This is a genomic window from Pseudomonas sp. P105 (assembly GCF_032614175.1).
Taxonomy (GTDB): Bacteria; Pseudomonadota; Gammaproteobacteria; order Pseudomonadales; family Pseudomonadaceae; genus Aquipseudomonas; species Aquipseudomonas rhizophila.
The window spans coordinates 2,995,619-3,021,442 of the sequence record NZ_CP126693.1; the positions used below are offsets into that span (position 1 = coordinate 2,995,619).

Consider the following 25,824-nt stretch of genomic DNA (forward strand, 5'->3'; position numbering starts at 1 on the left):
TCGGCACCGGTTGGCCGATGGCGAAGGCCGCCAGGCCCGGCAAAGTCGGCTCATTGAAACCCACAGGAACGTTACGATGAAACTGAAAACCTTCGCCGCTGCCGCTTTTTTCATGCTGACCACACCCTTGGCCCTGGCACTTGAAACAACGCCATACGTTTATCGCACCGTAGCCGAGCAGCCACAGAATCAGAATGACCGTGAAATCGCCGCATTGTTCGACCGTTGGAACGCGGCCCTCAAAACCGGCAACGCTGCTGCAGTAACCAGCCTGTATGCGCCGGATGCGATATTGCAGCCCACCGTATCCAACCAGGTGCGCAACACGGCGGCACTGATTCAGGATTACTTTGAACACTTCCTGGCCGGCAAGCCGGTGGGGCAGATCAACTATCGGGAAATCCGTCACCTGGGACCTGACGCGGCGATGGACAGTGGTGTCTATACCTTTGCCCTGACCAACGCCGACGGCTCCAAGCGCGAGGTTCAGGCGCGCTACACCTTTATCTATGAACGCATTGACGGTCAATGGAAGATCCTTAACCACCACTCCTCGGCCATGCCGCAAGTCCAGAAGCAACTGCATGCCAGCCACTGAGGCCGTTTGAACAAATGAGTTCGTCCCTGGCTGCGTTGGGGGGCGAACCACCCGTTTGGCAGGCTGGCAAAAAACGATAGGCCAGTGTCATTAACAGAGCGGTTCGATAAAGAAGTTGGATTCGTGCGGGAACATTAATTAGAATCACTCTCATTTAATGTATTCCTTGCACAAGGCTTCTTGACATGTCTGATGCAGCTACGCCAACGGAGCGTTCCTTGCACGCGCTGTACCGAGACCACGGTGGCTGGCTGGAAGGCTGGTTGAGACGACGCATGGGCAATGCCTGGGATGCCGCGGACCTGCGCCAGGATACGTTCCTGCGGGTACTGTCCAGCGCTCAGCCATTGGCCGATCTGCACGAACCACGCGCTTATCTGCTGACAGTCGGCAAGCGTCTGTTGAGCAACTTTTACGCGCGCCGCAACCTGGAGCAGGCTTACCTCGACGCCTTGGCGAGCTTGCCCCCAGCGTGCGTACCGTCCCCGGAGCAGCGTTGGCTGCTGCTGGAAACGTTGCAAGCCCTGGATGAATTGCTTGATGGCCTGCCGGCTCTGGTGCGGCGGGCTTTTTTGTGGAGCCAGCTCGAAGGCCTGGGCTACCGTGAAATCGCCGAGCGCATGCAGGTGTCGGAGCGCACCATCAAGCGCTACATGGCCCAGGCTTATGAGCATTGCCTGTTGGTGGACTTTTGATGCGCCAGGCCCCTTCGCCTGAAGCTCGCGAAGTCGCCCGGGCGGCGGCTCGCTGGCTGGCCATGATGGAGTCTGGCGGGGATGACTTCGATTGCGCCGCGCTGAAACGTTGGCGCGACAGCAGCGCCCACCACGAGGCCGCCTGGCAAAAAGCCCAGCGATTGCGCCAGCGTTTCGCCGGGGTGCCGACTTCATTGGGTATGGCGACCCTGGATCGCCCGGCCTTGCCCCGTCGGGCGGTGCTCAAGCGTGCGCTCGGCGTCGCCGCGTTGGTGCCCACGGCCTGGTGGCTGGGGCGAGAGCTGCCGCTGGAGGTCTGGCGCGCCGACCTGCACACGGCCACGGGCGAACAGCGGCGCTGGTCGCTGGCCGACGGCAGCGCCTTGCAGTTGAATACCGACAGCGCCCTGGACCTGGACCTCAAGGCTCGACGCCTGGTGCTGGTGCAAGGGGAGATGGCCCTCAATGTCCAGGGCCCTGCGCCATTGGCCATTCAGGCACCGTTCGGCCTGATCTCCGTCAGCCGTAGCGAGGTCTGCGTACGCCTGAATGAGCGCAGTTGCCGGGTGTCGGTCCTCAGTGGTTCGGTGCAACTGCAACCGTTGCGCGGGCCAATGCTGACACTGAAGGAAGGCGAGCAGGTCAACCTCTTGGCCTCGGGCGCCGGACCGGTGGGGGCGTTCGACGTAGCGCAGTTGGGTTGGCGTGACGGTGTACTTGTGGCGCAGAACCAGCCGCTGGGGGATTTTCTCCGTGAGCTGGGCCGTTATCGCTCAGGTTTATTGCGTTGGGACCCCGCCCTGGAGTCGCTGCGGGTGACCGGCAGCTTCCGTCTGGAAAACACCGATCGAATCCTCGCGTTGCTCTCGGCCAGCCTGCCGGTGCACGTGCAAACGCGCACCCGATACTGGGTCACATTGACGCTTCGCAAAAATACTGTCTGACGCCTGTCCCCTTTTTTTGTCTCGCTTGTCATTCAAGGCAACTGAACAAAAACGAGAGCTCCCACCAATGTCCGCAGTAGTACCTTTGCGTTTTCGCCCAGCCCTTGCCGGCTGGCGTCCGCTGTTGAACCTGAGTCTCGTGCTCAGTCTGAGCGCCAGTCCATTGTTCATGTCCTCCAGCCAGGCCGAAGAAGCTGCCCGACGCAGCTATCAGGTGCCGGCCGGCAGCCTCGGCGCCGCGCTGACCCGGTTCGCCGGCCTGGCGGGGGTCAACCTGTCGGTCGACCCGGCCCTGGTGAGCGGGCATAACAGCCCCGGTCTGTCGGGGGAGTATGCCGTGGAGGAGGGCTTTGCCCGGCTGTTGCAGGGTTCGGGTCTGCAACTGCAGCCAGTGGGCGAGCAGGCTTACATCCTGACCCCGGCGCCGGAAGGCAGCAGCTTGCAACTGGCTCCCACCTCGATCATGGGGGCCACGAGCCTGGCGCAGGGCGAGCCCTATGCCGGTGGCCAGGTCGCGCGCCGCGGCTCGCAAGGTTTGCTCGGATCGCGGGACTTCATGGAAACCCCGTTCAGCATGACCACCTATACCAGCGAAGTGGTCAAGAACCAGCAGGCTCGGACCCTGGGCGACTTGATTGCCAGCGATCCTTCGGTTCGCGCCACCAATCCGGCAGGCGGGCGTTTCGAGCAGTTCACCATTCGCGGTTTCAGCCTGTTCAACAGTGATGTCGCCTACAACGGCCTCTACGGCATCCTGCCGACCTATTCGATCGACATGGAGATGGCCGACCGCGTCGACATCATCAAGGGCCCGACCCAGCTCATCAACGGCGTCTCGCCACGTGGCAGCGTGGGTGGCGGGATCAACGTGGTGCCCAAGCGGGCCACCGACAAGCCCATCACTTCGTTCACGGGCAGCTACGCCTCCAACAACCAGCTCGGCGGCGCCGTGGATGTCGCCCGGCGTTTTGGTGAAGACAACCAGTTCGGCGTTCGTTTCAACGGCGTGAAGCAGTCCGGCGACACTGAATGGGATCACCAGAGTGTCGACCGCGACATGGCCGTACTGGGCCTGGATTTTCGTGGCGAGCGTCTACGCCTCTCGACGGATATCGGGCGCACCGAGCGCGATACCGACGCGCCGCAGGAGCGTGTGCTGGTCGGTGCCAACGCACAGGTCCCGCACGCCAGCGATGTGCGCCGCAACTACGCTCAGCGCTGGAGCAAGGCGCGCACCAAGGACACTTTCGGCGCGGTGAACGCGCAATACGATGTCAACGATTCCGTGATGCTGTACGGCAGTGCGGGGGCGCGCAAAAGTGATCATGACTTCCTGCGGCACAACGTTTCGGTCAGCAACGACGCTGGCGACTTCAGCGTTCAACCCCGCGACTTTACCCGCGATGAAAATGTCCGCACGGCCACGGCCGGGGTGCGCAACTGGTTCCATACCGGCCCGGTGAGCCATGAGATCAACCTGGCCGCCAGCTACTTCTACATGGATTTCACCAATGGCGGCGCTCGTTATGCTTCGTCCCCGAGCAACCTGTATGACCCGGTGCAAACGCCGACTCCGAGCGACCCCACGCGCCAGGACAGCAAGGTCTATACCGAAAACCGCTCCACCGGCGTGGCGCTGTCCGACACTCTGGGTTTCTTCGATGATCGACTGCTGCTGACCCTCGGCACCCGCTGGCAGCGGATCAAGGTTGACGACTGGACGGATAACGTCAAAGGCGCCACCGCGTACGACGAGGAAAAGATGTCGCCGTCGGGCGGAATCCTGTTCAAGGCAACCGATAAGCTGTCGTTGTATGCCAACTACATGGAAGGTTTGAGCCAGGGCAAGATCGCGCCATCGACCTCGATCAACGAGGACGAAATATTCCCGCCGTTCATCAGTCGTCAGGTCGAGGTGGGAGCCAAATATGACGCGGGTGCGCTCGCCGTCACCGCCGCCGTCTTCCGGATCAAGCAGCCTGCCTACGCCACCGATGCCACGACCCGTGTCTTCGGCCCGAACGGCAAACGCGAGAACACCGGGGTTGAGTTGAGCGTGTTCGGTGAGCCGCTCAAGGGTTTGCGTTTGCTCGGCGGGGTCATGTATATCGACAGCGAGTTGACCGATACCACCGATGGTGCCTTTGATGGTAATCGGGCGCCGGCCACGCCCAAATACAATGTCAACCTGGGCGCCGAGTGGGATGTGCCGACCGTGCAGGGCCTGACCCTGACCAGCCGCGCCATCCATTCCAGCTCGCAGTACCTGGACCAGTCCAACACCAAGGAAATCGATTCCTGGGAGCGTGTGGATGTAGGCGCGCGCTACGCGTTCAAGGTGGACCAGAAGAACATCACCCTGCGTGCCAATGTCGAGAACGTCGCGGACAAGCGCTACTGGAGTTCAGCCGGCGCCTCGGATGACAGCGAGGCAGGCTTGACCCTGGCAACGCCGCGCACTTACCTGCTTTCGGCCACCGTGGACTTCTAGACCGATGTGCAGCTTCAGGGATGAAGCTGTTTCTCAGGCGTCACGGAACAGGTCGTGGGCATCCAGCAAGCGCCAAGCGATTTCGGGACGTTTTTCCAACCCGCGTCGAATGGCGGTGGGGATCGACTGGCGAATCTTGCGGCACAGGCCGGGCTGCTCCTGGAACTCGATGGCGATGCCGCGCATGGTGCGTACTTCGTTGTAGCCGGGTTCGACGCTCAGGCGGATTCCGAGGTTCTCGTACATACGCTGCTGCAACCGTTGGAGTTCGTCCAGGCTCTGGATATTTTCCAGCCGTTCGAGCAGGCGTTTTTCTTCCTGACGGTTCAAGCAAAGAATGCGCAGGTCACTGCCCGGGGTTTGCAGCAACGCATCACGCCCGCAGTCACAGACACCAGGCGGGCAGGGGGGGCGGATCGGAATCGACGCGGTCATGGGCTCCACAGGTCAGCAACGAGCAAATCGCCTCTGAGTGTATCGGCGGTCCAGGCAATGTGATGCCTGGCGGCATGCCGGTCAACCCTGGTGAGTGGCCGCTTGTCTAGCGCCGTTGCGAGCGGGAGCTGGGCCGAGCCCGCAGCAGCAATGTGGGAGCGGGCTTGCTCGCGAAGACGGTTGCTCGTCCAGCATTGCTACCCGCTGACGCACCGCCTTCGCGAGCAAGCCCGCTCCCACAAGGTTTCTGTTGCTTATACAAATGCCGTGCGCCTACAGCCCCAAGTCAGACAGCCCCGGATGATCATCCGGCCGGCGACCCAGCGGCCAATGGAATTTGCGTTCGCTTTCCTGGATCGGCATGTCGTTGATGCAGGCGTAGCGGTTGGACATCAACCCTTGCTCGTCAAACTCCCAGTTTTCATTGCCGTAGGAACGGAACCAGTTGCCCGAATCGTCGTGCCATTCGTAGGCGTAGCGAACGGCGATACGGTTACCGGTGAAGGCCCACAGTTCTTTGATCAGCCGGTAGTCCAGTTCCTTGGCCCATTTACGGGTCAGGAAGGCCTTGGCCTCTTCGCGGTTATGGGCGAATTCGGCACGGTTGCGCCATTGAGTGTCCAGCGTATAGGCCAGGGACACCCGTTGTGGGTCGCGGGAGTTCCAGCCGTCTTCGGCCAGGCGGACTTTTTCAATGGCCGATTCACGGGTGAAAGGCGGCAGCGGCGGACGAACTTCAGCAGTGGATGACATGGCAGATCTCCAGTGAGTGATCGAGCAAGTGGCACAGCGGTTTACGGGAACGGGTTATTCAGTTTCAGCCAATAAGGACTTCAGTATGTTTTGGGCCTGGTCAGCGGCGCTGTGATCGCCCATGACCAGTGCGACGGTAATGGCGCCATCGATCAGGATCAGTAACTGCCGGGCCAAGGCTTCCGGGCTCTCGACGCCTTGTTCTGTGCACAGCCGAGTTACATAGTCGAGCAACTTCTGTTTATGCAGTTTGGCGACCTGGCGGACCGGGTTCTGTGGGTCGCCGGTTTCGCCACTGGTGTTGATGAACGCACAGCCACGGAAACCTTCGCTGTCGAACCAGGTTTTGAGCACCGTAAACAGGTTGAGCAGCCGGGTGCGCGGAGTAGGGGCCTTGTCGACCTCACTGCTGAACCAGTGCATCCAGCGTTCGTCGCGCCGCTGGAGTGCGGCCACGATCAGATCGTCCTTGTTGGCAAAGTAGCGATAAATGCTCTTTCTGGAGACGCCGGCGGTTTTCACCAGCCGATCCATGCCGGTGGCCGCGATGCCACTTTTATAGATCAACTTTTCGGCGACATCGAGAATAATGTCTCGGGTCTCATTGCTATTGATTTCGTTCATGTCGCTACAGTAGAACGATCGTTCTCCTTGGTCAAGTTGTTTTTTCATGACGCCCTGAAGACCCGAACCCATCGATGGTGTAAGCTCAACCATTCTTCGGATTCGACCTTTTGCGAGCCCTATGCCGTCGCTTTTCAAACGCCCCTTGCTGCCTAAGCTGCGCAGCTTTGCACTGACCGCCGATGCCGTGACCATCCTCGATGGCGCCGCCGAGTTCCGCCGTTGCCTGCTGGAGCAAATCGCCCAGGCCACCCAGCGCATCTACATCGTCGCCCTGTACCTGCAAGAGGACGAGGCCGGGCAGGAAATCCTCGATGCCTTGCACGCCGCCAAGGCCAAGCGTCCGGAACTGGACGTGGTCGTGGTGGTGGACTGGCTGCGGGCCCAGCGCGGGCTGATCGGCGCCAAGAAGCAGCCGGGCAATTCGGCGTGGTATCAGGAACAGACCCGCACTCACGCCAGCGAAGTGCCGATCTACGGCGTGCCGGTGCAGACTCGCGAGTTGTTCGGCGTGCTGCACCTCAAAGGCTTCGTGATCGACGACTGTGTGCTTTACAGCGGCGCCAGCCTCAATAACGTCTATCTGCACAAGTTCGACAAATACCGCTACGACCGCTACCACCTGTTGCGCAACGAGGCACTGGCCGACTCGATGCAGCACCTGATACAGCATGGCTTGATTGCCTCCAGCGCCGTGCATCGTCTGGATTTGCCGAACCTGCCCAGCACTCGCAGCCTGCGCAAGGACATCGGCGATCTGCGCAGCCGGCTCAAGTACGCCGCGTATGACACGCAGGCCGGCAACCTCGACAAGAGCGGCCTGTCGGTGAGCCCGTTGCTGGGCGTGGGCAAGAACAATCCGTTGAGCCGGGTGATCGGCGAATTGATTGCCAGCAGTCGCCGGCAACTGACCATCTGCACGCCGTATTTCAATCTGCCCCTGGGGGTGACCCGGGAAATCAATCGCGCGCTGGCTCGCGGGGTCAGGATCGACATTATCGTCGGCGACAAAACCGCCAACGACTTCTACATGCCGCCCAGCGAGCCGTTCAAGATCATCGCCGCGCTGCCCTATCTCTACGAAATCAGCCTGCGCCGCTTCGCCAAGCGGCATCAGCGTTACATCGACAGCGGCCAACTGAACCTGCACCTGTGGCGTGACGGTGACAATACCTATCACCTCAAGGGCATGTGGATCGACGAGCGCTACACCTTGCTGACCGGCAATAACCTCAATCCACGGGCGTTTCGCCTGGACCTGGAAAACGCTTTGTTGCTGGATGACCCCAAGGGCGAACTGCTGGGGCCGCGTCAGGCCGAGCTTGAGCAGATTTACCAGCACACCCGGCGCATCGATCGATATCTGGACCTGGAAACCCTGCCGGACTATCCCGCCGCAGTCGCCAGGTTTCTGAAACGGGTCAGCCGGGTGCGGATCGAGCGGCTGCTTTACCGGATCCTGTGAAAGCTCGTGCTATGTCGGAAAAAGACACCATCTCCATCCAGTTGGTACGTGAGGCGCTGCTGCAAAGCTGCGCTCCCGGAGCGGCCACCGATGAGGTTCTGAGCAAGGTCGGCATAGACCCTGCGTTGCTCGACGACTCCCAGGCGCGGGTCCCGGCCCATGCTTATGCGCGGCTCTGGCGTTTGCTCGCCCGACGCCTGGATGACGAGTTTTTTGGCATGGACCCGCGCAAGCTCAAGTCGGGTAGCCTGGCGTTTCTCTGCCAGTGCGCCATGGCCCAACCCACGCTAGCGAGCGGCCTGACGGCGGGGCTGGGGTTCCTCTCGCTGATGTTCGAACAGTTGCCGGCCCAATGGGTCCGCCAGCAGAGCCTGGCGGAAATCGTCCTGCTGGAGGACGATCAGGATCCGCGACGGGCCTTCACCTATTTCACCTACTGGATGATTGTTCATGGCGTGGCCTGTTGGCTGGCCGGGCGGCGTATTCCGATTCTTTCCATTGAGTTGCGTTGCCCGGAACCGGATTTCTGCGACGACTATCGTGTGATGTTCTCCCGGAACCTACGCTTTGACCGGCCCCGCACCCGGATGATCTTCTCCGCCGAATGCCTGGACCTGCCCATCCGACGCAGCACCGAGGAACTCAACCGCTTTCTGGCCCAGGCACCGGCCAACATCCTGGTCAAATATCGCGACCCGCAAAGCCTCGCCAGCCGCATCAGACACGACCTGCGCCAATTGCCACCCGAGCAGTGGCCGGAGACCGAGGCTCTGGCCCAGCAGTTGTGCGTTTCGGCCTCGACCCTGCGCCGCCGCTTGGCGGAGGAGGGCCAGACGTATCAAGGGCTCAAGGACAGTGTGCGCAAGGAGTTGGCCATCAACTGGCTGGCAGAACCTTCCATCAGCTTCGTGGAAATCGCCGCGCGCCTGGGATTTGCCGATGCCAGCTCCTTCTACAAGGCGTTTCGCAAGTGGTCCGGGTCCAATCCGGGACATTATCGCAGCCTGATTCTCAACGATCCTGGCTGATCCGGGATGTGGGTTGAGTGGGCTTGCGCTATCGCGGGCAAGCCTTGCTCCCACATAAGGTTCGCATTGCCCCGGTGGGAGCGAGCCTGCTCGCGATAACGGCCTCCCAGACGCCACATCACCCAACCATGGCCAAACCAGTCAAGCAACTTGATGGCTTTGACCATTGCCGCCCAAGCCCTTCGGCGCGAGTATTTCCCTGCTGTTTACGGTTCCCCCAACCAATAAAAAGTACAGAGGGATTCTGGTCATGCGCGATTACTCGTCCGCCACGTCACAGTTCGATTACCTGCACACCGTCAACACCGCGCTGCACGGCTCGCTCGAGGCATTGAACGCCTGTGTCGAGTGTTGCGACCAGCATGCATTGCCGGGGCGCATTGCCTTGTTCTGGGAGGGTCGCGACGGCAGCGACGCGACCTGGACTTACCGTGACTTGCAGGACAACGCCGCGCGTTTTGCCAATTTCCTCCTGGCCCAAGGCGTGGGCAAGGGTGACAAGGTGGCCGGCCTGCTGCCACGTACCGCTGAATTGCTGATCGTGGTACTCGCCACGTGGCGCATCGGCGCGGTGTATCAGCCGTTGTTCACCGCGTTCGGCCCCAAGGCCATCGAACACCGTCTGGGCAGCTCCGGTGCGCGTGTTGTGGTCACCGACGCGGTCAATCGCCCCAAACTCAACGATGTAGCCGGTTGCCCCACAGTGGTCACGGTCGGCGGCGCAAAAGGCCAGGGCATCGTTCGCGGCGATTACAGTTTCTGGGCAGAAGTGGCGAACCATGCAAACCAGTGCGAACCGGTGATGCTCAGTGGCGAAGACCCGTTCCTGTTGATGTTTACCTCCGGCACCACCGGGCCGGCCAAGGCGCTGTCGGTGCCGCTCAAGGCCATCGTCGCATTCCAGAGCTACATGCGTGACGCCGTGGACCTGCGTCCCGAAGACGCCTTCTGGAACCTCGCTGACCCGGGCTGGGCCTACGGCATCTACTTCGGTGTGACCGGCCCTCTGGCCATGGGGCATCCCATCACGTTCTACGATGGGCCGTTCACCCTGGAAAGCACTTGCCGAGTCATCAACAAGTACGGCATCACCAACCTCGCCGGTTCACCCACTGCCTATCGTTTGTTGATCGCCGGGGGCGATCAGTTCGCCCGCTCGATCAAGGGCACGCTGCGCGCGGTCAGCAGCGCCGGAGAGCCGCTGAACCCGGAGGTCATCCGCTGGTTTGCCGACAACCTGAACGTGGTGATCCACGATCACTACGGCCAGACCGAACTGGGCATGGTGCTGTGCAATCACCACGGGCTGGAGCATCCGGTGCACATGGGCGCGGCTGGTTTCGCCTCGCCGGGCCACCGGATCGTGGTGCTGGATGAAAATAACCGTGAATTGGGCGTGGGCCAGCCGGGCATTCTCGCCGTCGACCGCAGCCAGTCACCGATGTGCTGGTTCGCCGGTTACGAGGGCGGGCCAACCAAGGCTTTCGTCGGCGATTATTACCTGAGCGGCGACACTGTTGAGTTCAACCCGGACGGCAGCATCAGCTTCGTCGGCCGCAGCGACGATGTGATCACCACCTCCGGCTATCGCGTCGGCCCGTTCGACGTGGAAAGCGCACTGATCGAACACCCCGCCGTGGTCGAGGCTGCGGTGGTCGGCAAGCCCGATCCCGAACGCACCGAACTGGTGAAAGCCTTCGTGGTGCTCAGCGCCCAATACCGCGCCGCGCCGGAGCTGGCCGAAGAGCTGCGCCAGCACGTGCGTAAGCGCTTGGCCGCTCACGCCTATCCCCGTGAAATCGAATTTGTCAGTGATTTGCCGAAAACCCCAAGCGGCAAGTTGCAGCGCTTTATCTTGCGCAACCAGGAGATCGCCAAGGCTCAAGAGGCCGCGGCGCCTAACGTTTCAGCTTGAATCCAAGGAAACCATGATGCAGATCGACAACAAGATTTTCCTCGTCAGCGGCGGCGCGTCCGGCCTCGGCGCGGCCACCGGTGAGATGCTGGTCAAGGCCGGTGCCAAGGTGATGCTGGTGGACCTCAACGCCGAAGCCGTGGCTGCCCAGGCGCAGATGCTGGGCTGCCAGAGCGTGGTGGCGGACATCAGCAACGAGGCGGCGGCTGACGCGGCGGTCAAGGCCACTGTCGCGGCGTTCGGTGGCCTCAATGGCCTGGTGAACTGCGCCGGCATCGTGCGCGGCGAGAAGATCCTCGGCAAGAACGGCCCGCACGCGCTGGCCAGCTTCAGCCAGGTGATCAACGTCAACTTGATCGGTAGCTTCAATCTGTTGCGTCTGGCCGCCGCTGCCATCAGTGAAACCGAGGCCGATGCCGAGGGTGAGCGTGGCGTGATCATCAATACCGCTTCGGTGGCGGCTTTCGACGGCCAGATCGGCCAGGCAGCCTACGCGGCCTCCAAAGGCGCCATCGCCAGCCTGACCCTGCCGGCCGCCCGGGAACTGGCGCGCTTCGGCATCCGTGTGATGACCATCGCCCCGGGCATTTTCGAAACGCCGATGATGGCCGGCATGACACCCGAAGTACGCGACTCCCTGGCTGCTGGCGTGCCTTTTCCACCGCGCCTGGGCAAACCGGCCGAGTACGCGGCGCTGGTCAGGCATATCATTGAAAACACCATGCTCAACGGTGAGGTGATCCGTCTCGACGGCGCCTTGCGTATGGCTGCCAAGTAGGAGCAATTGTCATGTCCAACGATCCGATTGTTATCGTCAGCGCCGTCCGCACCCCCATGGGCGGCTTTCAAGGTGAACTGAAAAGCCTCAGCGCTCCGCAACTGGGAGCCGCCGCCATTAAAGCTGCCGTGGAGCGGGCCGGCATTGCCCCTGATGCGGTTGAAGAAGTGCTGTTTGGCTGTGTGCTCGCGGCAGGCCAGGGCCAGGCTCCGGCGCGCCAGGCCGCACTGGGGGCCGGGCTCGATAAATCGACCCGCTGCACCACGCTCAACAAGATGTGTGGTTCGGGCATGGAGGCGGCAATTCTTGCCCATGACATGCTGATCGCCGGCAGCGCCGAGGTGGTGGTGGCTGGCGGCATGGAAAGCATGTCCAACGCCCCGTATCTGCTCGACCGCGCCCGCGGCGGTTTGCGCATGGGCCACGGCAAGGTGCTCGACCACATGTTCCTCGATGGCCTGGAAGATGCCTACGACAAGGGCCGCCTGATGGGCACCTTTGCCGAAGATTGCGCTGAAGCCAATGGTTTCAGCCGCGAAGCCCAGGATGCTTTCGCCATCGCTTCCACCACCCGAGCCCAACAGGCGATCAAGGACGGCAGCTTCGACGCCGAGATCGTGCCGTTGCAGGTCATGGTCGGCAAGGAACAGGTCACCGTGCGCCACGATGAGCAGCCGCCCAAGGCTCGTCTGGACAAGATCGCCTCGCTCAAACCGGCGTTCCGTGAGGGCGGAACGGTCACCGCAGCCAATGCCAGTTCCATCTCTGACGGTGCCGCAGCGCTGGTGTTGATGCGCCAGAGCCAGGCCCGGGAGCGAGGCCTGAAGCCGTTGGCGGTGATTCACGGCCACGCCGCGTTTGCCGACACGCCGAGCCTGTTCCCCACCGCCCCCATCGGCGCGGTGAAGAAACTGATGGACAAAACCGGTTGGTCGCTCGACGACGTGGAGCTGTTTGAAATCAACGAGGCTTTCGCAGTGGTGGCGTTGGCGACCATGGGTGCGCTGGAGATCCCCCACGACAAGGTCAACGTCCATGGCGGCGCCTGCGCGCTGGGCCACCCCATCGGTGCGTCGGGCGCGCGGATCCTGGTGACGCTGCTTTCGGCCCTGCGCCAGAAAGGCCTCAAGCGTGGCGTCGCGGCCATCTGCATCGGTGGCGGCGAAGCCACGGCCATGGCCGTTGAATGTCTGTATTAAGGAATCACCATGCTCCCGACTGAAGAACAGACTCAAATCAGCGACGTGGCCCGGCAGTTCGCTCAGGAGCGCTTGAAACCGTTCGCCGCTGAGTGGGACCGCGAGCACCGCTTCCCTAAGGAAGCCATTGCTGCAATGGCCGAACTGGGTTTCTTCGGCATGCTCGTGCCGGAGCAGTGGGGCGGTTGCGACACCGGTTACCTGACTTATGCCATGGCCCTGGAAGAGATCGCCGCCGGCGATGGGGCGTGCTCGACCATCATGAGCGTGCACAACTCGGTGGGCTGCGTGCCGATCCTCAAGTTCGGCAACGATGAGCAGAAGGCCAAATTCCTCACCCCCCTGGCCAGCGGTGCGATGCTCGGTGCCTTTGCGTTGACCGAGCCCCAGGCCGGTTCGGACGCCAGTAGCCTCAAGACCCGGGCACGGTTGGAGGGCGATCACTACGTGCTCAATGGTTGCAAGCAGTTCATCACCTCCGGGCAGAACGCCGGGGTGGTGATTGTGTTTGCGGTGACCGATCCGGGCGCTGGCAAGCGTGGCATCAGTGCGTTCATCGTGCCCACCGATTCGCCGGGCTACAGCGTGGCGCGGGTCGAAGACAAACTGGGCCAGCACGCCTCCGACACCTGCCAGATCCTGTTCGAGGATGTCCGTGTTCCGGTGGGCAACCGTTTGGGAGAGGAGGGCGAGGGCTACAAGATCGCCCTGGCGAACCTGGAAGGCGGGCGGGTCGGTATCGCGGCGCAGTCCGTGGGCATGGCCCGCGCGGCGTTCGAAGCGGCCCGCGACTATGCTCGCGAGCGGCAAAGTTTCGGCAAGCCGATTATCGAACACCAGGCCGTGGCGTTCCGTCTGGCGGACATGGCCACCCATATCGCCGTGGCGCGGCAAATGGTCCATTACGCCGCTGCTTTGCGCGACAACGGCCAGCCGGCGTTGGTGCAAGCGTCCATGGCCAAGCTGTTCGCCTCGGAAATGGCCGAAAAAGTCTGCTCCATGGCGTTGCAAACCCTGGGCGGTTACGGTTACCTCAACGATTTCCCGCTGGAGCGCATCTACCGCGACGTGCGCGTCTGCCAGATCTATGAAGGCACCAGCGACATTCAGCGCATGGTCATTTCGCGCAATCTTTGAACAGGAGTCCTGCATGAGCTACGAAACGATTTTATTGGAGATCAAGGACCGCGTTGGCCTGATCACCCTCAACCGTCCCCAGGCGTTGAACGCCTTGAACGCGCAGATCGTCAGCGAGCTGAACCAGGCGCTGGATGCATTGGAGGCTGATCCAAAGATTGGCTGCATCGTGCTGACCGGCTCGAAAAAAGCCTTTGCCGCCGGTGCCGACATCAAGGAAATGGCCGAGCTGACCTACCCGCAGATCTACCTCGATGACTTGTTCAGCGACAGCGACCGCGTGGCTAACCGGCGTAAGCCGATCATCGCGGCAGTGAACGGGTTTGCCTTGGGCGGTGGTTGCGAACTGGCGTTGATGTGCGACTTTATCCTGGCCGGTGACAATGCCAAGTTCGGTCAGCCGGAGATCAACCTGGGCGTGCTGCCGGGCATGGGTGGCACCCAGCGGCTGACTCGCGCAGTGGGCAAGGCCAAGGCCATGGAAATGTGCCTGACCGGTCGTTTTATCGATGCAGTGGAAGCTGAGCGTTGCGGCATCGTTGCGCGCATCGTGCCGGCTGATGAATTGCTCGACGACGCGCTGAAAACCGCCGCTCTGATCGCCTCCAAGTCAGTGCCCATCAGTATGATGGTCAAGGAAAGCGTCAACCGCGCCTTTGAAGTCAGCCTGTCCGAAGGTGTGCGTTTCGAGCGCCGGGTCTTCCATGCGGCATTTGCCACGCAGGATCAGAAGGAAGGCATGGCGGCATTCGTGGCCAAGCGGGCGGCGGAGTTTCAGGACAAGTAATGCGGCGTCCTGACTGACGCCATCGCGAGCAGGCTCGCTCCCACATGGGATCTTTGGTGTACGCAATCTCTGTGTACACCTCCGAACCCTGTGGGAGCGAGCCTGCTCGCGATGCTTTTTCAGCCATCACACCAGGTAGTTCTTTAACTCCCGGGCAATCACCATCCGCTGTATCTCGCTCGACCCTTCATAGATCTGGGTAATCCGCGCATCGCGGTAGTAGCGCTCCACCGGATAATCCTCGAGATACCCATACCCGCCATGAATCTGCATGGCCGAGGAGCAGACTTTTTCGGCCATTTCCGAGGCGAACAGCTTGGCCTGGGACGCTTCCGACAGGCATGGCTTGCCGGCGCTGCGCAGGCGGGCGGCGTGGAGGATCAGCAGGCGGGCGGCGTTCAGGCGGGTGTGCATGTCGGCCAGCAGGTTGGCGATGCTCTGGTGTTCGATGATCGGCTTGTCGAACTGCACCCGGTCCCGCGCGTAAGCCAGGGCCGCTTCAAACGCCGCACGGGCGATGCCCAGGGCCTGTGCCGCGATGCCGATGCGACCACCCTCTAGGTTGGAGAGGGCAATCGCCAGGCCTTTGCCGCGAGCCCCCAACAGGTTGGCTTCGGGGATGGTGCAGTTGTTCAAGGTCACGGCGCAGGTATCCGAAGCGCGGATGCCCATCTTGTGTTCCGTGCGATCGACGATGAAGCCCGGCGTGTCGGTCGGCACCAGAAACGCCGAAATGCCTTTCTTGCCCAGCTCAGGATCCGTCACCGCAAAAACAATCGCCAGTTTCGCGCGCTTGCCGTTGCTGACGAATTGCTTGGCGCCATTGATCACCCAATGCCCGTCCCGCAGTTCGGCGCGGGTGCGCAGGTTGTGGGCTTCGGACCCGGCCTGGGGTTCGGTGAGGCAGAAGCAGCCAATGGCCTGGCCGCTGGCCAGATCGGCCAGCCAGGTCTGTTTCTGTTCGTCGGTGCCGAAATTGAGGACCGGCCCGCAACCCACCGAGTTGTGAATGCTCATCAGCGCCCCGGTGGCGCCATCGCCCGCGGAGATTTCTTCCACCGCGAGGGCATAGGCCACGTAATCGACGTAGGTACCGCCCCATTCCTCGGGCACCACCATGCCCAGCAGGCCCAACTCACCCATCTTCGCCACCAGGGCGTCGTCGATCCAGCCGGCTTTTTCCCAGGCCTGGGCATGAGGGGCGATCTCGCCGCGGGCAAAATCCCGGGCCATGTCGCGGATCATCACTTGCTCTTCGGTCAGCTCAAGGTCGTGCATGGTTCAGTTCCCGTGGTCGTCGAAGCCGTCGAAGAAACTCGCCACGTGGCGCTTGTCCAGCGCCTCCAGGGTCGGCGGGTTCCACTGCGGGTTCTTGTCTTTGTCGATGAGCAAGGCGCGCACGCCTTCGATCAGGTCGCCGCGCTCGAACCATTGACGGTCCAGGTGCAGTTCCAGGGCAAAACAGTCTTCCAGGCTCAAATGCCGGCCGCGACGCAGCATTTCCAGGGTTACGGCCATGGCCAGGGGCGAGCGGGTCTCCAGCAGGTCGGCGGTTTTCAGCGCCCACTCATGGCTGTTGGCGACGGTGACCTGACGCAACTGCTCGACCATGCTTGGCACGTCCGCAAGGGCAAAGAAGTGATCGATGGCCGGGCGCAGGTCGGCCAGAGGCGGGGCAGGCAACTGCTGCATGCCGAGTTTCGCCAGCAGGCCTTGTAGGTCCTTGAGGGGCGTGTCGTGCCATTCCAGGCGGTCGAGACGTTCATCGAGCCGATCGAGCTTGTCGCTGTCCAGATACCAGTCGGCCAGCCCGCAATACAGCGCGTCGGCAGCACGGATCTGTACGCCACTGACTCCCAGGTAGATGCCCAGTTCGCCAGAAATGCGCGGCAGGAAATAGCTGCCCCCGACGTCGGGGAAATAACCGATGGCGACTTCCGGCATGCCCAGGCGGCTGCGTTCGGTCACCACCCGCAGGTCGGCACCTTGCGCCAAGCCCATGCCGCCGCCCAGGACGAAACCGTCCATCAAGGCGAGGATGGGTTTGCGGTAGTGATGAATCGTCAGGTCGAGGGCGTATTCCTCGACGAAAAAGTCTTGGTGCAGGTTGTCGCCCTGCTTGTGGCTGTCGTACAGCGAGCGGATATCGCCGCCGGCGCAAAACGCTTTCTCGCCGGCACCACGCAGTACCACGGCGCGGATCTGTGGGTCCATAGCCCAGGTATCGAGCTGTTGCTGCAAGCTGCGCACCATTTCCAGCGCCAGGGCATTGAGGCCGGCGGGGCGGTTCAGGGTCAAGTGGCCGATATGGTTGCGTACTTCGACCAGCACTTCATGAGCCACGGCTCCAATGGGTCCCGAGGCTTGTGATGAAACCTGAGCTGTCATCGCTAACTCCCTGCTTTTATTGTTCTTTATGAATTGTGTCGCGCGTACCCGGTCAGGATCGTACCAGTGCAAATTTGCCTTGCACAACCGGGATACGTGCAGGTCCTGTCTGCATATTTATAGCAGCCTCAGGCTCAGCCGCGACCCGAGAGGACTTCCGTGATGCTGCGACGCCTGGCATTGCGTTCGCTGGCGTGGATCAATTGCTCGAGATCTTCGGGAGTTACGTCAAAGAATGCTTCCATTTGCTCAAGAGCGAGCTTCAAGTCCTCAGCCGTAATGGCCTGACGGTCGACGGGCGAATGGTCGGCGGGAATGACCGGCGTCGGCTCGCTGGCGCGCTTGGGATAGCGCACGCGCGTCAGGTTGTTATAGGCCAATGCACTCAATAGCAAGGTGGAACCGGCCAGCATCGCGGCACCGACGGCCTGCCAGTCCAGGGCGATGATCGACGGATCGGCCAATACCATCGTCGCCGCCAGGGCACCCGCCGGAGGGTGCAGGCAACGCAGCCAGCACATCAACACCAGCGCCATGCCGGCCGCCAGACAGGCGCTCCCCAGGGTACGGCCCAGGACATGGGCCACCAGCAATGCCACCACCGAGGCGCACAAGTAACCGCCGAAGATCGACCAGGGCTGGGCGAGGGCGCCTGAGGAGACGGCAAACAACAGCACGGCCGAGGCGCCGAGTGGGCCAATCAAGTGTTGCGCCACCTCAAGGCCAAAAAACTGGCCACACAGCCAGACACTGAACATCGTACCCAGGGCCATACCGATGGCGGCCCGGCTCCATTCGGTGGGGCGGGTATTGATAGCAGCGGGGAACCAGCGAGAAAGCATTAAGCGAAAATCCAAAAAACGAACAAAAAAAGGGGCTTACGGGAGAATCCCTGAAAGCCCTTTAAGTGTTCCAACAGTTGGGGGAGGAACGATGTACAGTGTGCCGTTCGCGGCCCCTGCTTACAAATTCATATTAATGCTGTTTGAGTGCACTTATTTTGAAGTAAAGAAAATCATGCGCTTCTGGACGCTTGAAACCAGGTTTGCTGAGCGATAGGCAGGTTGCACGATTGCCCGCGCCCTATGGGGAAATAGGTAAAGCCCTTGTCTGCCATGCGGTCCGGATCATACAGGTTGCGGCCATCGAAAATCACCGCAGCCTTGAGCCGTTGCTGGATCAGATCGAAATCCGGCGCCTTGAACGGTTGCCATTCAGTGCAGATCACCAGTGCATCGGCCCCCGGCAAAACCGATTCCGGCGTGCCCATCAACATCAGCTTCGATTCGTCGGGATACAGCTGCTGGGTCTGCTGCATGGCCTCGGGGTCAAAGGCGCGGACACTGGCACCGGCACCCCACAACGCCTCCAGCAGGGTACGACTCGGTGCGTCGCGCATGTCGTCGGTGTTGGGCTTGAAGGCCAAGCCCCACACCGCGAAGGTTTTACCGCGCAAATCGCCTTTGTAGAACGCCTGGATGCGTTCGAACAGCTTGTGCTTCTGCCGTTGGTTGATGGTTTCCACCGCTTGCAACAGATCGCTGGAGCAGTGGGCTTGCTCGGCCGTGTGGATCAGCGCGCGCATGTCCTTGGGAAAACACGAGCCACCGTAGCCGCAGCCCGGGTAAATGAAGTGATAACCGATGCGCGAGTCCGCGCCGATGCCCAGGCGCACGGCTTCGATGTCAGCGCCCAGGTGTTCCGCCAGCTCCGCGATCTGGTTGATGAAGCTGATCTTCGTCGCCAGCATCCCGTTGGCTGCGTACTTGGTCAGCTCGGCGCTGCGCAGGTCCATGAACAGGATCCGGTCGTGGTTGCGATTGAAGGGCGCGTACAAGTCGCGCATGGTGTCGCGCACTTCATCGCGTTCGCAGCCGATCACGATGCGATCCGGACGGCGACAATCGGCCACCGCCGAGCCTTCCTTGAGAAACTCGGGGTTGGACACGATATCGAACTGCAACAAACGGCCGGCCTTGAGCAGGCATTTGTCGATGTGCGCCCGCAGGGCGTCGCCGGTGCCCACCGGTACAGTGGATTTCTCCACGACAAGGACTGGTTGTTCGCGGTAACGAGCCACCGCCTCACCAACGGCCAGGACCTGACTCAAATCGGCCGAGCCATCTTCCCTGGAAGGCGTACCCACGGCGATGAACAGCACCTGGCCGTGCTGCACGGCAAGCTGGTCATCGTGGGTGAAATGCAGGCGTCCGGCCTCCAGGCCCTCACGCACCAGCGCGGCCAGACCGGGTTCGAAAATACTCACCTGGCCCTGGCGCAAGCTTTCGACTTTCTGTTCGTCTATGTCCATGCACACCACGTCATGGCCCACCTCGGCCAACACCGCCGCTTGCACCAATCCCACGTAACCACTACCGAATACACTGATTTTCATGGCGGACTCCCTGGATGACTTCCGAACGGGCAGGCACGTACAACCCGCACATCGCCGCAATGCGCGCATCAGCAGAATAAGTCGGGGATATTTCAGTTCGCTGACAGGCTGCAGCGGTTGCGGTCAACCCGTGGGCAAGGGAGGGGAGCCACCCTGGTCTGAATATGTGGTGTCAAACTCGCCGCTACGCGGCAGCTTTCAGGCCTTGACCCAGCGTTGACGACTCCAACTGCTCAGCGAGTCGACCGCGAGGACCAGCAGCAGCATCGCCAGAATCACCGTGCTGGCCTGCGCCTCCTGGAACAGGCTGAGGCTGACATAGAGCATTTGCCCCAATCCGCCGGCGCCGACGAAGCCCAGCACGCTGGCCATGCGGATGTTGTTTTCCCAGCGGTACAGGATGTAGGCCAACAGCTGCGGCATCAGGTTGGGCAGGGTGCCGTAACAGAACGCCCACACGGCATTGCCGCCTTGCAGGCGAATGGCTTCGGCCGGTTCGGGTGGGGTGTTTTCCAGCGCTTCGGCGAACAGCCGGCCGAGCACGCCGGTGGTGTGCAGCGCCAATGCCAGGGTGCCGGCATTGGGGCCCAGCCCAGCAGCCAAGACCATCAGCGCCGCCCACACCAGTTCAGGAACCGCGCGCAAGGCGTTGAGTACCAGGCGCGAGGTGCTTTGCATCGGCCAACCGAAGCGCCCGGCGGCGGGCAGGGCCAGGACCAGGCCGAACACCGCGGCGAGCAGGGTGCCAAGGGCGGACATGGCGATGGTTTCCAGGGCACCGTGGCCGATTGCTTTCAGATGGCTCAGGCTCAGGTCCGGGCTGAGGAAACGCTCGGCATAAGCGCCCATCCGGTTCAGGTTGTCGCCGTCGCCAAGTTGGCCGAGGTCGATGCCCAGATAGGCGAACGAGGCGACGACGGCTGCACCAATGCACAAGAGCAATATCGCGTTGAACAGGCGGTTCATGCCAGCCTCCAGCGCAGCAGGCGACTGAGTTGATCGGCCAGCAGGACCAGGACGAGGAACGTCAACAGCATGCTGGCCACTTCACCGCCGGCGAACATGCGCAACGACAGGTCCATTTGTTGGCCCAGGCCACCGGCACCGACGAAGCCCATCACCACCGAGGCGCGAATGGCGCACTCCCAGCGGTACACCGTGTAGGACAGCAGCTCCGCTGCGACATTGGGCAGGATCCCGTAGCAGAAGGCTGTCAGTCGGCCGCTGCCAGCCTGCAACAGTGCATGTGCCGGACGCTGGTCGACCGACTCGTAGATTTCCGCGTAGACCTTGCCCAACATGCCGCTGTAGGTAATGGCGATGGCCAATACCCCGGCAGTCGGACCAAGGCCGACGGCGCGAACGAAGAGCAGGGCCCAGACGATTTCCGGCACGCTGCGCAGGAAGATCAGCAGACCGCGTACCGGCCAGCGCAGCAGTTGCCCCCAATAGCCCGGTTGGCCACCCCGGGAGGCCGCAGACAGCGAAAGCGCACGGCTGGCCAGCAGGCTGGCGGGAACGGCGAACAGCAATGCCAAAGCCATGCCTGCCGTGGCAATGGCCAAGGTCTGCAAGGTGGCTTGCAATAGCAGCTCAATGAACGCTTCGCCATGGGCCGGTGGCCAGAAGGCCGAGACAAACCGGCCCATCTCGCTTTGACTGTCACTCGTCACCAGCACGCCAAGGTCCAGCTCGCTGAAGTGGATGCCCGGCCACAGCAGGACAAGCGCCAACAGGCAGAGCAGCAGGCGAGGGCCGCTGGCGGGGTCTCGGGTATCGCGTGTCAGCATCGCGGGATTTGCACACTCAAGGGGGAGGGCGGTGGAGGCGAGGGTATCAACTGCTCATTGGCGTAGAGTTTGTCGAGCCGCTCACGGTCGACGGCATCGGTCGGCAGATCGAACAGGATCTGTCCGTCACGCAGGCCGATGATCCGCGAAAAGTGCGCCAGGGCCAGGTCCACCGCATGCAGGCTGGCGACCAGGGTGACGTTGTGCTCCCGGGCATGGCGACAGAGCACTGAAAGGGTGTGCTCGGCCAGCACCGGGTCCATGGCCGAAACAGGTTCATCGGCCAACAACACCTCGGGTGCCTGATACAGCACCCGGGCAATGCCAACGCGTTGTAACTGCCCGCCGGAGAGTTGCTGGCATTGCGCGAACAGTTTGTCGCTCAGATCCAGCCTGGCCAATGCCGCCCGTGCGCCGGGAACATCCAGCGGGTGCAGCAGGTTCAGCAGGCTCTTGCCCATGCCCCACTGACCCAGTTTGCCGGCCAGCACCGCAGTGATTACGCGCTGGCGCGGTGGCAGGGGCGGCGCTTGGTGGATCAAGCCGATGCGCGCGCGCAAGCGTTGACGCTCGCGGGCAGACAACTGCCAGGCCGTTTCACCGAGCACCTGCATTTCGCCCTGACCCGGTCGCAGGGCCGTGCCCAGCAGATTGAGCAGGCTCGATTTACCTGCACCGGACGGACCGATGATGGCGACCTGTTCGCCGGCACCGATGTGCAGCTCCACGCCACGTAGCGCCTGGACACCGTTGGCGTGGGTAAGGCTGACCTGGGTCAGATGTAATGTCATTTGAGCAATTCGGCGGCGCGTGCGGCTTCCTCGATGCCCTTGTAGTTCTCAGGCTTGGTTTCGATGAAGCGGCTGGCAGCCTGCAGATCGAGGATTTCCTTGTCCTTCGGATTTGCCGGGTCGAGTGCCAGGAAGGCTGCCTTGATCTTGGCTGCCAGCGCCGGATCGAGCGTTCCGCGCACCGTCCAGTTGTAGTCGAAGTAGGCCGGGGTGGTGGCAAACACCTTGACCTTGGCGGTGTCGACCTTGCCGGCGGCGACCAGTTTTTCCCAGACGCTGGCGTTCAGTACCCCAGCATCCACTTTGCCGGCCTGGACCCAGGCGACGGTGGCGTCATGGGCGCCCGAGTAACCTACGCGGCTGAAGTAGCTTTCCGGCTTGATGCCGTCCTGGAGCATGAAATATCGCGGCATCAGGCTGCCAGAGGTGGAAGACACTGAACCGAATGCAAAGGTCTTGCCCTTGAGGTCGGCGAGGGATTTGACCGCAGGGTCGGCGGTGATGAATTTACTGGTGAATTGGGCGTCCTGCTCGCGCTGCACCAGCGGGATCGCATTACCGGTTTTCAAGCGTGCTTGCACGAACGTGAAACCACCCAGCCAGGCCAGGTCGATGCGGTCGGTCGCCAGCGCCTCGACCACCGCCGGGTAGTCGCTTACGGGAATGAACTCGACTTTCATGCCGGTCTGTTGTTCCAGATAAGCGCCCAAGGGCTTGAACTTGCGCAGCAGTTCGGTAGGGGCTTCATCGGGAATCGCGCTGACTTTCAGGGTGTCGGCGGCCTGGGCCAGCAAGGCGCTGAAAGACAGGGTCAAGCCGACGGCCAATGCCAGGGAACGCTTGAGCATGGAAAATCTCCGGTACGTTAACGCAGGAATATTGAAGCGCCAGGCACTCGCGAACAACCGCATGGCGCTTTGTGAGGGTAGACGAATGAATGTGATAACGGTCGTTTTTGGCCCTGGTGAATCTCGGCCATCCAGTCACAATGCGCGGATCCTACAAGCTCGAACACGCGATGCAAACAGTTCTTGGCTGTTACCGCCCCCTGGGACTGGATTGTCCCGAGCGTTTACGATTTTTTCCATAGTCTGAATGATGTAGCCTCGCAGCGGCTATATGTCAGTTCGCTATCAGAGGTTTGCTGTGTCCAGGATGATCGAGCCCCGAGTGCGCTATGGATGCCTGCTTCATGTTGTATGTTGGTTCTATCTGAGTGGGGCCCAGGCCGATGATCAGGATCCTGGTGCTGAACAGGCGGAGCCTGGCCGGCCTTCGGTCTTGGTACTCGACGAGGTGAAGGTCACTGCCCGCCACCGCGAGGAGCGCGTGCAGGCCGTGCCGATTGCCATGAACGTGCTCAATGGCGAGCAATTGAACGATGCCGGCATCTACCGTACCGAGGACCTGCAGCAGCGCGTACCGAGTCTGTTGGTAGCCGTGCCCAGTGCGCGTTACGCCAGCTACGGTATTCGCGGACTCGGTTCGAGCTCCTACAACGATGGTCTGGACGGCAGTGTCGGGGTGTTTCTCGATGGGGTTTACCTCGGGCGCCAGGGCATGTCGCTGGTCGACTTGGTCGATATCGAGCGGGTCGAGGTGTTGCGGGGGCCGCAGGGCACCCTATATGGCAAAAACACCACGGCAGGTGCGATCAACATCAGCAGCCGCGCGCCCACCTTCGAGCCGCAAGGCAATGGCGAGGTCTCGGTCGGCAGTGATGGCCTGCGTCAGTATCGCGGCACGGTTTCAGGCGCGCTGATCGATGGGGTGTTGGCAGGGCGCCTGACCGGCTACGACGTAGAGCGCGACGGGCTCATAGAGAACACTTACGACGGCAGCCACCTGGGTGACCAGAACCGCCAGGGCCTGCGGGGACAGTTGCTGTGGACGCCGAGCGAAACATTCAGCGCGCGACTGATCGGTGAATATGGTTGGCAGGACGAGCAGGGCAATGTCTTTGCGGCCAGCAACTACAGCCAGACGAGCATCGATCGAGCCGCCTTCGTTGGCTACCGCCAACTGCCGATAGATCCTTATGCGCGTCGCGTGCAGCAAGACGAACCCAACACGGTGAAGACGCTGCAGACCGGCACTACGTTGGAGTTGAACTGGCTGCTCGACAGCGGCGCCACGCTGACCAGCATCAGCGGTTACCGCGACTGGACCTATGATGCGGACCAGGACGGCGATGGTATGCCGCTGTCGGTGGCCGAAAACGCCGCCGTGAAGCTCGATCACCATCAATTCAGCCAGGAGTTGCGCCTGGCCGATTCGCCCAACGAACACTTCGACTACGTGGTGGGCCTTTATTATTTGCGGCAGAAGTTGAACCGCGAGGTGGGCGTGCGTTTCGGCGAGGACGCGGCCGCTTATTTTCTGGGGGATCGCCCGGAAATCGACTGGCTGGGCATTACGCCCGGAATGATTGCCCCGTCATTGCTCGATGGCGCGCAGCAGGACTTCGACGGTCAGCAGCGCACCGACAGCCGCGCCGTGTTCGGTCAACTCACCTGGCATGCCACGGACCGCCTGGCGATCACGCCAGGGCTGCGTTACACCCGCGAGCGCAAGCAGGGCTGGTTGTCGCGCAGCGTTTCGGGGTTGGCGCCACTGGGACCAGACCTGATCTCGCAGTTGGCGGGCCCGTTGCTGCGCAGCGTCGCACTCGGCGGCGAGTACTACCGACGTGATGCGATCGAGGAGAGCAACCTTTCCGGACAATTGACGTTCAGCTACCAGTTTGCCGATGACCTGCTCGGCTATGCCAGTTGGTCACGCGGTTACAAGGCTGGCGGAATCAATCTCGACGTAATCGGCCCTAATGTCTCATCGACATTCGATGCGGAGCGGGTCACTTCGGTCGAGGTGGGTCTCAAGCGCAGCTTCTGGAACGAACGAGGTGTGCTCGATCTGGCTGTGTACCAGGCCGATGTCGACGACTACCAGGCATTGACCAACCGTGCGCCGGTGAATCAGTTCTCGCCGCCGATCCGCGACAACCTGATCAATGTCGGCAAAGTGCGCCTGCGCGGGATCGAACTGGACGCGCAGCTACGTGCCAGCGAACGGGTTGACCTGAGGCTGGGGATCGCCTGGAGTGACGCACGCTACCGGGATTTCCCCAACGCGCCGTGCTCGCCAACCAGCGCGCAGTGGTCGTGCGACTTGGGAGGTCAACGCGTGTTCAACGCTCCAGAGTGGAACGCCAACGCCGGAATCGACTATCGCTACCCACTGGAGCGTGGCCTGGAGCTGTTCAGCGCCCTGGACTACAAATTCCGCAGCGGTTACTACGGCACGCTCGAAGGTGGCCAGGGCAGCTACCAGCCATCCTATGGGCTGACCAACCTGCGTCTTGGACTGCGCCGCAGCAACAGGCGTTGGGAAGCCGAACTGTGGGCGCGCAATCTGTTCGACAAGAACTACATCACTGCCGTTTACCCTCGGCTTGGCGCGGGTGATTACGGAGTGCTTACCGGCGACCCGCGCAGCATGGGTATGACGTTGCGCACGCGCTGGTAGTTTGGTGGTTGCTGTGATGATGCTCACCAAAGGATTGGTGCGCGGTGAATTGGTTTTCAGTGATGCTTGTGGGTGATGGTGAGGGG

23 protein-coding genes are annotated in these 25,824 nt (G+C 61.9%); 12 read left to right on the plus strand and 11 right to left on the minus strand.

Going from position 1 to position 25,824, the window contains the following annotated elements; genetic code table 11:
- Positions 1-76 precede the first annotated feature (76 nt).
- From QOM08_RS13530 to QOM08_RS13545, 4 genes are all read left to right on the plus strand, one after another.
- Positions 77-598: an SgcJ/EcaC family oxidoreductase gene (locus tag QOM08_RS13530; protein ID WP_047226507.1), complete on the plus strand. Its 522-nt coding sequence runs from the start codon at positions 77-79 to the stop codon at positions 596-598.
- 185 nt (positions 599-783) lie between these two features.
- Positions 784-1,293: a sigma-70 family RNA polymerase sigma factor gene (locus QOM08_RS13535; RefSeq protein ID WP_047226506.1), complete on the plus strand. Its 510-nt coding sequence runs from the start codon at positions 784-786 to the stop codon at positions 1,291-1,293.
- Complete coding sequence (locus QOM08_RS13540; RefSeq protein WP_316913173.1) at positions 1,293-2,237, plus strand: FecR family protein; 945 nt, start codon at positions 1,293-1,295, stop codon at positions 2,235-2,237. Before QOM08_RS13535 ends, QOM08_RS13540 begins: the two co-directional genes overlap by 1 nt.
- Positions 2,238-2,304: 67 nt before the next feature.
- Positions 2,305-4,728 carry a TonB-dependent receptor gene (locus tag QOM08_RS13545; RefSeq protein WP_173406985.1) on the plus strand — a complete coding sequence of 808 codons (2,424 nt, stop codon included), beginning with the start codon at positions 2,305-2,307 and terminating at the stop codon, positions 4,726-4,728.
- Between the two features lie 33 nt (positions 4,729-4,761).
- Here QOM08_RS13545 and QOM08_RS13550 read toward each other — a convergent pair whose 3' ends face one another.
- From QOM08_RS13550 to QOM08_RS13560, 3 genes are all read right to left on the minus strand, one after another.
- On the minus strand, positions 4,762-5,163 hold the full coding sequence (locus tag QOM08_RS13550) for a hypothetical protein (protein ID WP_047226503.1): 402 nt from the start codon (positions 5,161-5,163) through the stop codon (positions 4,762-4,764).
- A 273-nt stretch (positions 5,164-5,436) separates the two neighbouring features.
- Positions 5,437-5,916, minus strand: a complete 480-nt coding sequence (locus QOM08_RS13555) for a DUF1348 family protein (protein ID WP_047226502.1) — start codon at positions 5,914-5,916, stop codon at positions 5,437-5,439.
- 54 nt (positions 5,917-5,970) lie between these two features.
- A complete protein-coding gene (locus QOM08_RS13560; RefSeq protein WP_316913174.1) occupies positions 5,971-6,540 on the minus strand; it encodes a TetR/AcrR family transcriptional regulator in 570 nt (189 codons plus the stop codon).
- A gap of 121 nt (positions 6,541-6,661) precedes the next feature.
- On the opposite strand from QOM08_RS13560, the gene pssA reads away from it, so the two are divergent.
- The 7 genes from pssA (at position 6,662) to QOM08_RS13595 (ending at position 14,849) form a co-directional block, all read left to right on the plus strand.
- The gene (gene pssA, locus QOM08_RS13565; protein WP_139050333.1) at positions 6,662-8,005 is read left to right on the plus strand and encodes a CDP-diacylglycerol--serine O-phosphatidyltransferase; all 1,344 of its coding nucleotides are present in this window, start codon (positions 6,662-6,664) and stop codon (positions 8,003-8,005) included.
- A gap of 11 nt (positions 8,006-8,016) precedes the next feature.
- On the plus strand, positions 8,017-9,033 hold the full coding sequence (locus QOM08_RS13570; RefSeq protein ID WP_160892810.1) for an AraC family transcriptional regulator: 1,017 nt from the start codon (positions 8,017-8,019) through the stop codon (positions 9,031-9,033).
- Positions 9,034-9,283: 250 nt separating this feature from the next.
- Positions 9,284-10,948, plus strand: a complete 1,665-nt coding sequence (locus QOM08_RS13575) for an AMP-binding protein (RefSeq protein WP_316913175.1) — start codon at positions 9,284-9,286, stop codon at positions 10,946-10,948.
- Between the two features lie 16 nt (positions 10,949-10,964).
- Entirely contained in the window at positions 10,965-11,726 is a 762-nt protein-coding gene (locus tag QOM08_RS13580) for an SDR family NAD(P)-dependent oxidoreductase (RefSeq protein ID WP_188251707.1), read from the plus strand.
- An 11-nt stretch (positions 11,727-11,737) separates the two neighbouring features.
- Positions 11,738-12,925 carry an acetyl-CoA C-acyltransferase gene (locus tag QOM08_RS13585; RefSeq protein ID WP_316913176.1) on the plus strand — a complete coding sequence of 396 codons (1,188 nt, stop codon included), beginning with the start codon at positions 11,738-11,740 and terminating at the stop codon, positions 12,923-12,925.
- A 9-nt stretch (positions 12,926-12,934) separates the two neighbouring features.
- Positions 12,935-14,062: an acyl-CoA dehydrogenase gene (locus QOM08_RS13590; protein ID WP_316913177.1), complete on the plus strand. Its 1,128-nt coding sequence runs from the start codon at positions 12,935-12,937 to the stop codon at positions 14,060-14,062.
- A 13-nt stretch (positions 14,063-14,075) separates the two neighbouring features.
- The gene (locus QOM08_RS13595) at positions 14,076-14,849 is read left to right on the plus strand and encodes an enoyl-CoA hydratase (protein WP_047226494.1); all 774 of its coding nucleotides are present in this window, start codon (positions 14,076-14,078) and stop codon (positions 14,847-14,849) included.
- Between the two features lie 126 nt (positions 14,850-14,975).
- Here QOM08_RS13595 and QOM08_RS13600 read toward each other — a convergent pair whose 3' ends face one another.
- The 8 genes from QOM08_RS13600 to QOM08_RS13635 all read right to left on the minus strand — a co-directional run bounded on the left by QOM08_RS13600 (position 14,976) and on the right by QOM08_RS13635 (position 23,061).
- Positions 14,976-16,127 (minus strand): acyl-CoA dehydrogenase family protein, encoded by a 1,152-nt coding sequence (locus QOM08_RS13600; protein WP_047226493.1) that lies wholly within the window; start codon positions 16,125-16,127, stop codon positions 14,976-14,978.
- A gap of 3 nt (positions 16,128-16,130) precedes the next feature.
- A complete protein-coding gene (locus QOM08_RS13605; protein ID WP_316913178.1) occupies positions 16,131-17,237 on the minus strand; it encodes an enoyl-CoA hydratase/isomerase family protein in 1,107 nt (368 codons plus the stop codon).
- Between the two features lie 134 nt (positions 17,238-17,371).
- The gene (locus tag QOM08_RS13610) at positions 17,372-18,079 is read right to left on the minus strand and encodes an HPP family protein (RefSeq protein ID WP_047226491.1); all 708 of its coding nucleotides are present in this window, start codon (positions 18,077-18,079) and stop codon (positions 17,372-17,374) included.
- Positions 18,080-18,252: 173 nt separating this feature from the next.
- On the minus strand, positions 18,253-19,632 hold the full coding sequence (locus tag QOM08_RS13615) for a UDP-glucose/GDP-mannose dehydrogenase family protein (protein WP_316913179.1): 1,380 nt from the start codon (positions 19,630-19,632) through the stop codon (positions 18,253-18,255).
- A gap of 198 nt (positions 19,633-19,830) precedes the next feature.
- Positions 19,831-20,598 carry a phosphonate ABC transporter, permease protein PhnE gene (gene phnE, locus QOM08_RS13620; protein WP_316913180.1) on the minus strand — a complete coding sequence of 256 codons (768 nt, stop codon included), beginning with the start codon at positions 20,596-20,598 and terminating at the stop codon, positions 19,831-19,833.
- Positions 20,595-21,422: a PhnE/PtxC family ABC transporter permease gene (locus tag QOM08_RS13625; protein ID WP_047226488.1), complete on the minus strand. Its 828-nt coding sequence runs from the start codon at positions 21,420-21,422 to the stop codon at positions 20,595-20,597. Before QOM08_RS13625 ends, phnE begins: the two co-directional genes overlap by 4 nt.
- Positions 21,416-22,213, minus strand: coding sequence for a phosphonate ABC transporter ATP-binding protein (locus tag QOM08_RS13630; RefSeq protein WP_107322491.1), 798 nt, complete (start codon positions 22,211-22,213; stop codon positions 21,416-21,418). Before QOM08_RS13630 ends, QOM08_RS13625 begins: the two co-directional genes overlap by 7 nt.
- Complete coding sequence (locus tag QOM08_RS13635) at positions 22,210-23,061, minus strand: putative selenate ABC transporter substrate-binding protein (protein WP_107322490.1); 852 nt, start codon at positions 23,059-23,061, stop codon at positions 22,210-22,212. The genes QOM08_RS13630 and QOM08_RS13635 overlap by 4 nt, the downstream gene beginning before the upstream one ends.
- A 433-nt stretch (positions 23,062-23,494) precedes the next feature.
- Here QOM08_RS13635 and QOM08_RS13640 point away from each other — a divergent pair, with 433 nt between their 5' ends.
- A complete protein-coding gene (locus QOM08_RS13640; RefSeq protein ID WP_316913181.1) occupies positions 23,495-25,738 on the plus strand; it encodes a TonB-dependent receptor in 2,244 nt (747 codons plus the stop codon).
- Positions 25,739-25,824 lie beyond the last annotated feature (86 nt).

Bases quoted from the DNA above. Each gene is read 5' to 3' on its own strand.
- QOM08_RS13540 (WP_316913173.1), top strand. From the start codon at position 1,293: ATGCGCCAGGCCCCTTCGCCTGAAGCTCGCGAAGTCGCCCGGGCGGCG.
- QOM08_RS13615 (WP_316913179.1), bottom strand. From the start codon at position 19,632: ATGAAAATCAGTGTATTCGGTAGTGGTTACGTGGGATTGGTGCAAGCG.
- QOM08_RS13560 (WP_316913174.1), bottom strand. From the start codon at position 6,540: ATGAACGAAATCAATAGCAATGAGACCCGAGACATTATTCTCGATGTC.
- QOM08_RS13630 (WP_107322491.1), bottom strand. From the start codon at position 22,213: ATGACATTACATCTGACCCAGGTCAGCCTTACCCACGCCAACGGTGTC.
- pssA (WP_139050333.1), top strand. From the start codon at position 6,662: ATGCCGTCGCTTTTCAAACGCCCCTTGCTGCCTAAGCTGCGCAGCTTT.
- QOM08_RS13595 (WP_047226494.1), top strand. From the start codon at position 14,076: ATGAGCTACGAAACGATTTTATTGGAGATCAAGGACCGCGTTGGCCTG.
- QOM08_RS13545 (WP_173406985.1), top strand. From the start codon at position 2,305: ATGTCCGCAGTAGTACCTTTGCGTTTTCGCCCAGCCCTTGCCGGCTGG.
- QOM08_RS13600 (WP_047226493.1), bottom strand. From the start codon at position 16,127: ATGCACGACCTTGAGCTGACCGAAGAGCAAGTGATGATCCGCGACATG.
- QOM08_RS13585 (WP_316913176.1), top strand. From the start codon at position 11,738: ATGTCCAACGATCCGATTGTTATCGTCAGCGCCGTCCGCACCCCCATG.
- QOM08_RS13535 (WP_047226506.1), top strand. From the start codon at position 784: ATGTCTGATGCAGCTACGCCAACGGAGCGTTCCTTGCACGCGCTGTAC.
- QOM08_RS13550 (WP_047226503.1), bottom strand. From the start codon at position 5,163: ATGACCGCGTCGATTCCGATCCGCCCCCCCTGCCCGCCTGGTGTCTGT.
- QOM08_RS13530 (WP_047226507.1), top strand. From the start codon at position 77: ATGAAACTGAAAACCTTCGCCGCTGCCGCTTTTTTCATGCTGACCACA.
- QOM08_RS13635 (WP_107322490.1), bottom strand. From the start codon at position 23,061: ATGCTCAAGCGTTCCCTGGCATTGGCCGTCGGCTTGACCCTGTCTTTC.
- QOM08_RS13575 (WP_316913175.1), top strand. From the start codon at position 9,284: ATGCGCGATTACTCGTCCGCCACGTCACAGTTCGATTACCTGCACACC.
- QOM08_RS13605 (WP_316913178.1), bottom strand. From the start codon at position 17,237: ATGACAGCTCAGGTTTCATCACAAGCCTCGGGACCCATTGGAGCCGTG.
- phnE (WP_316913180.1), bottom strand. From the start codon at position 20,598: ATGAACCGCCTGTTCAACGCGATATTGCTCTTGTGCATTGGTGCAGCC.
- QOM08_RS13625 (WP_047226488.1), bottom strand. From the start codon at position 21,422: ATGCTGACACGCGATACCCGAGACCCCGCCAGCGGCCCTCGCCTGCTG.
- QOM08_RS13610 (WP_047226491.1), bottom strand. From the start codon at position 18,079: ATGCTTTCTCGCTGGTTCCCCGCTGCTATCAATACCCGCCCCACCGAA.
- QOM08_RS13570 (WP_160892810.1), top strand. From the start codon at position 8,017: ATGTCGGAAAAAGACACCATCTCCATCCAGTTGGTACGTGAGGCGCTG.
- QOM08_RS13590 (WP_316913177.1), top strand. From the start codon at position 12,935: ATGCTCCCGACTGAAGAACAGACTCAAATCAGCGACGTGGCCCGGCAG.
- QOM08_RS13580 (WP_188251707.1), top strand. From the start codon at position 10,965: ATGCAGATCGACAACAAGATTTTCCTCGTCAGCGGCGGCGCGTCCGGC.
- QOM08_RS13555 (WP_047226502.1), bottom strand. From the start codon at position 5,916: ATGTCATCCACTGCTGAAGTTCGTCCGCCGCTGCCGCCTTTCACCCGT.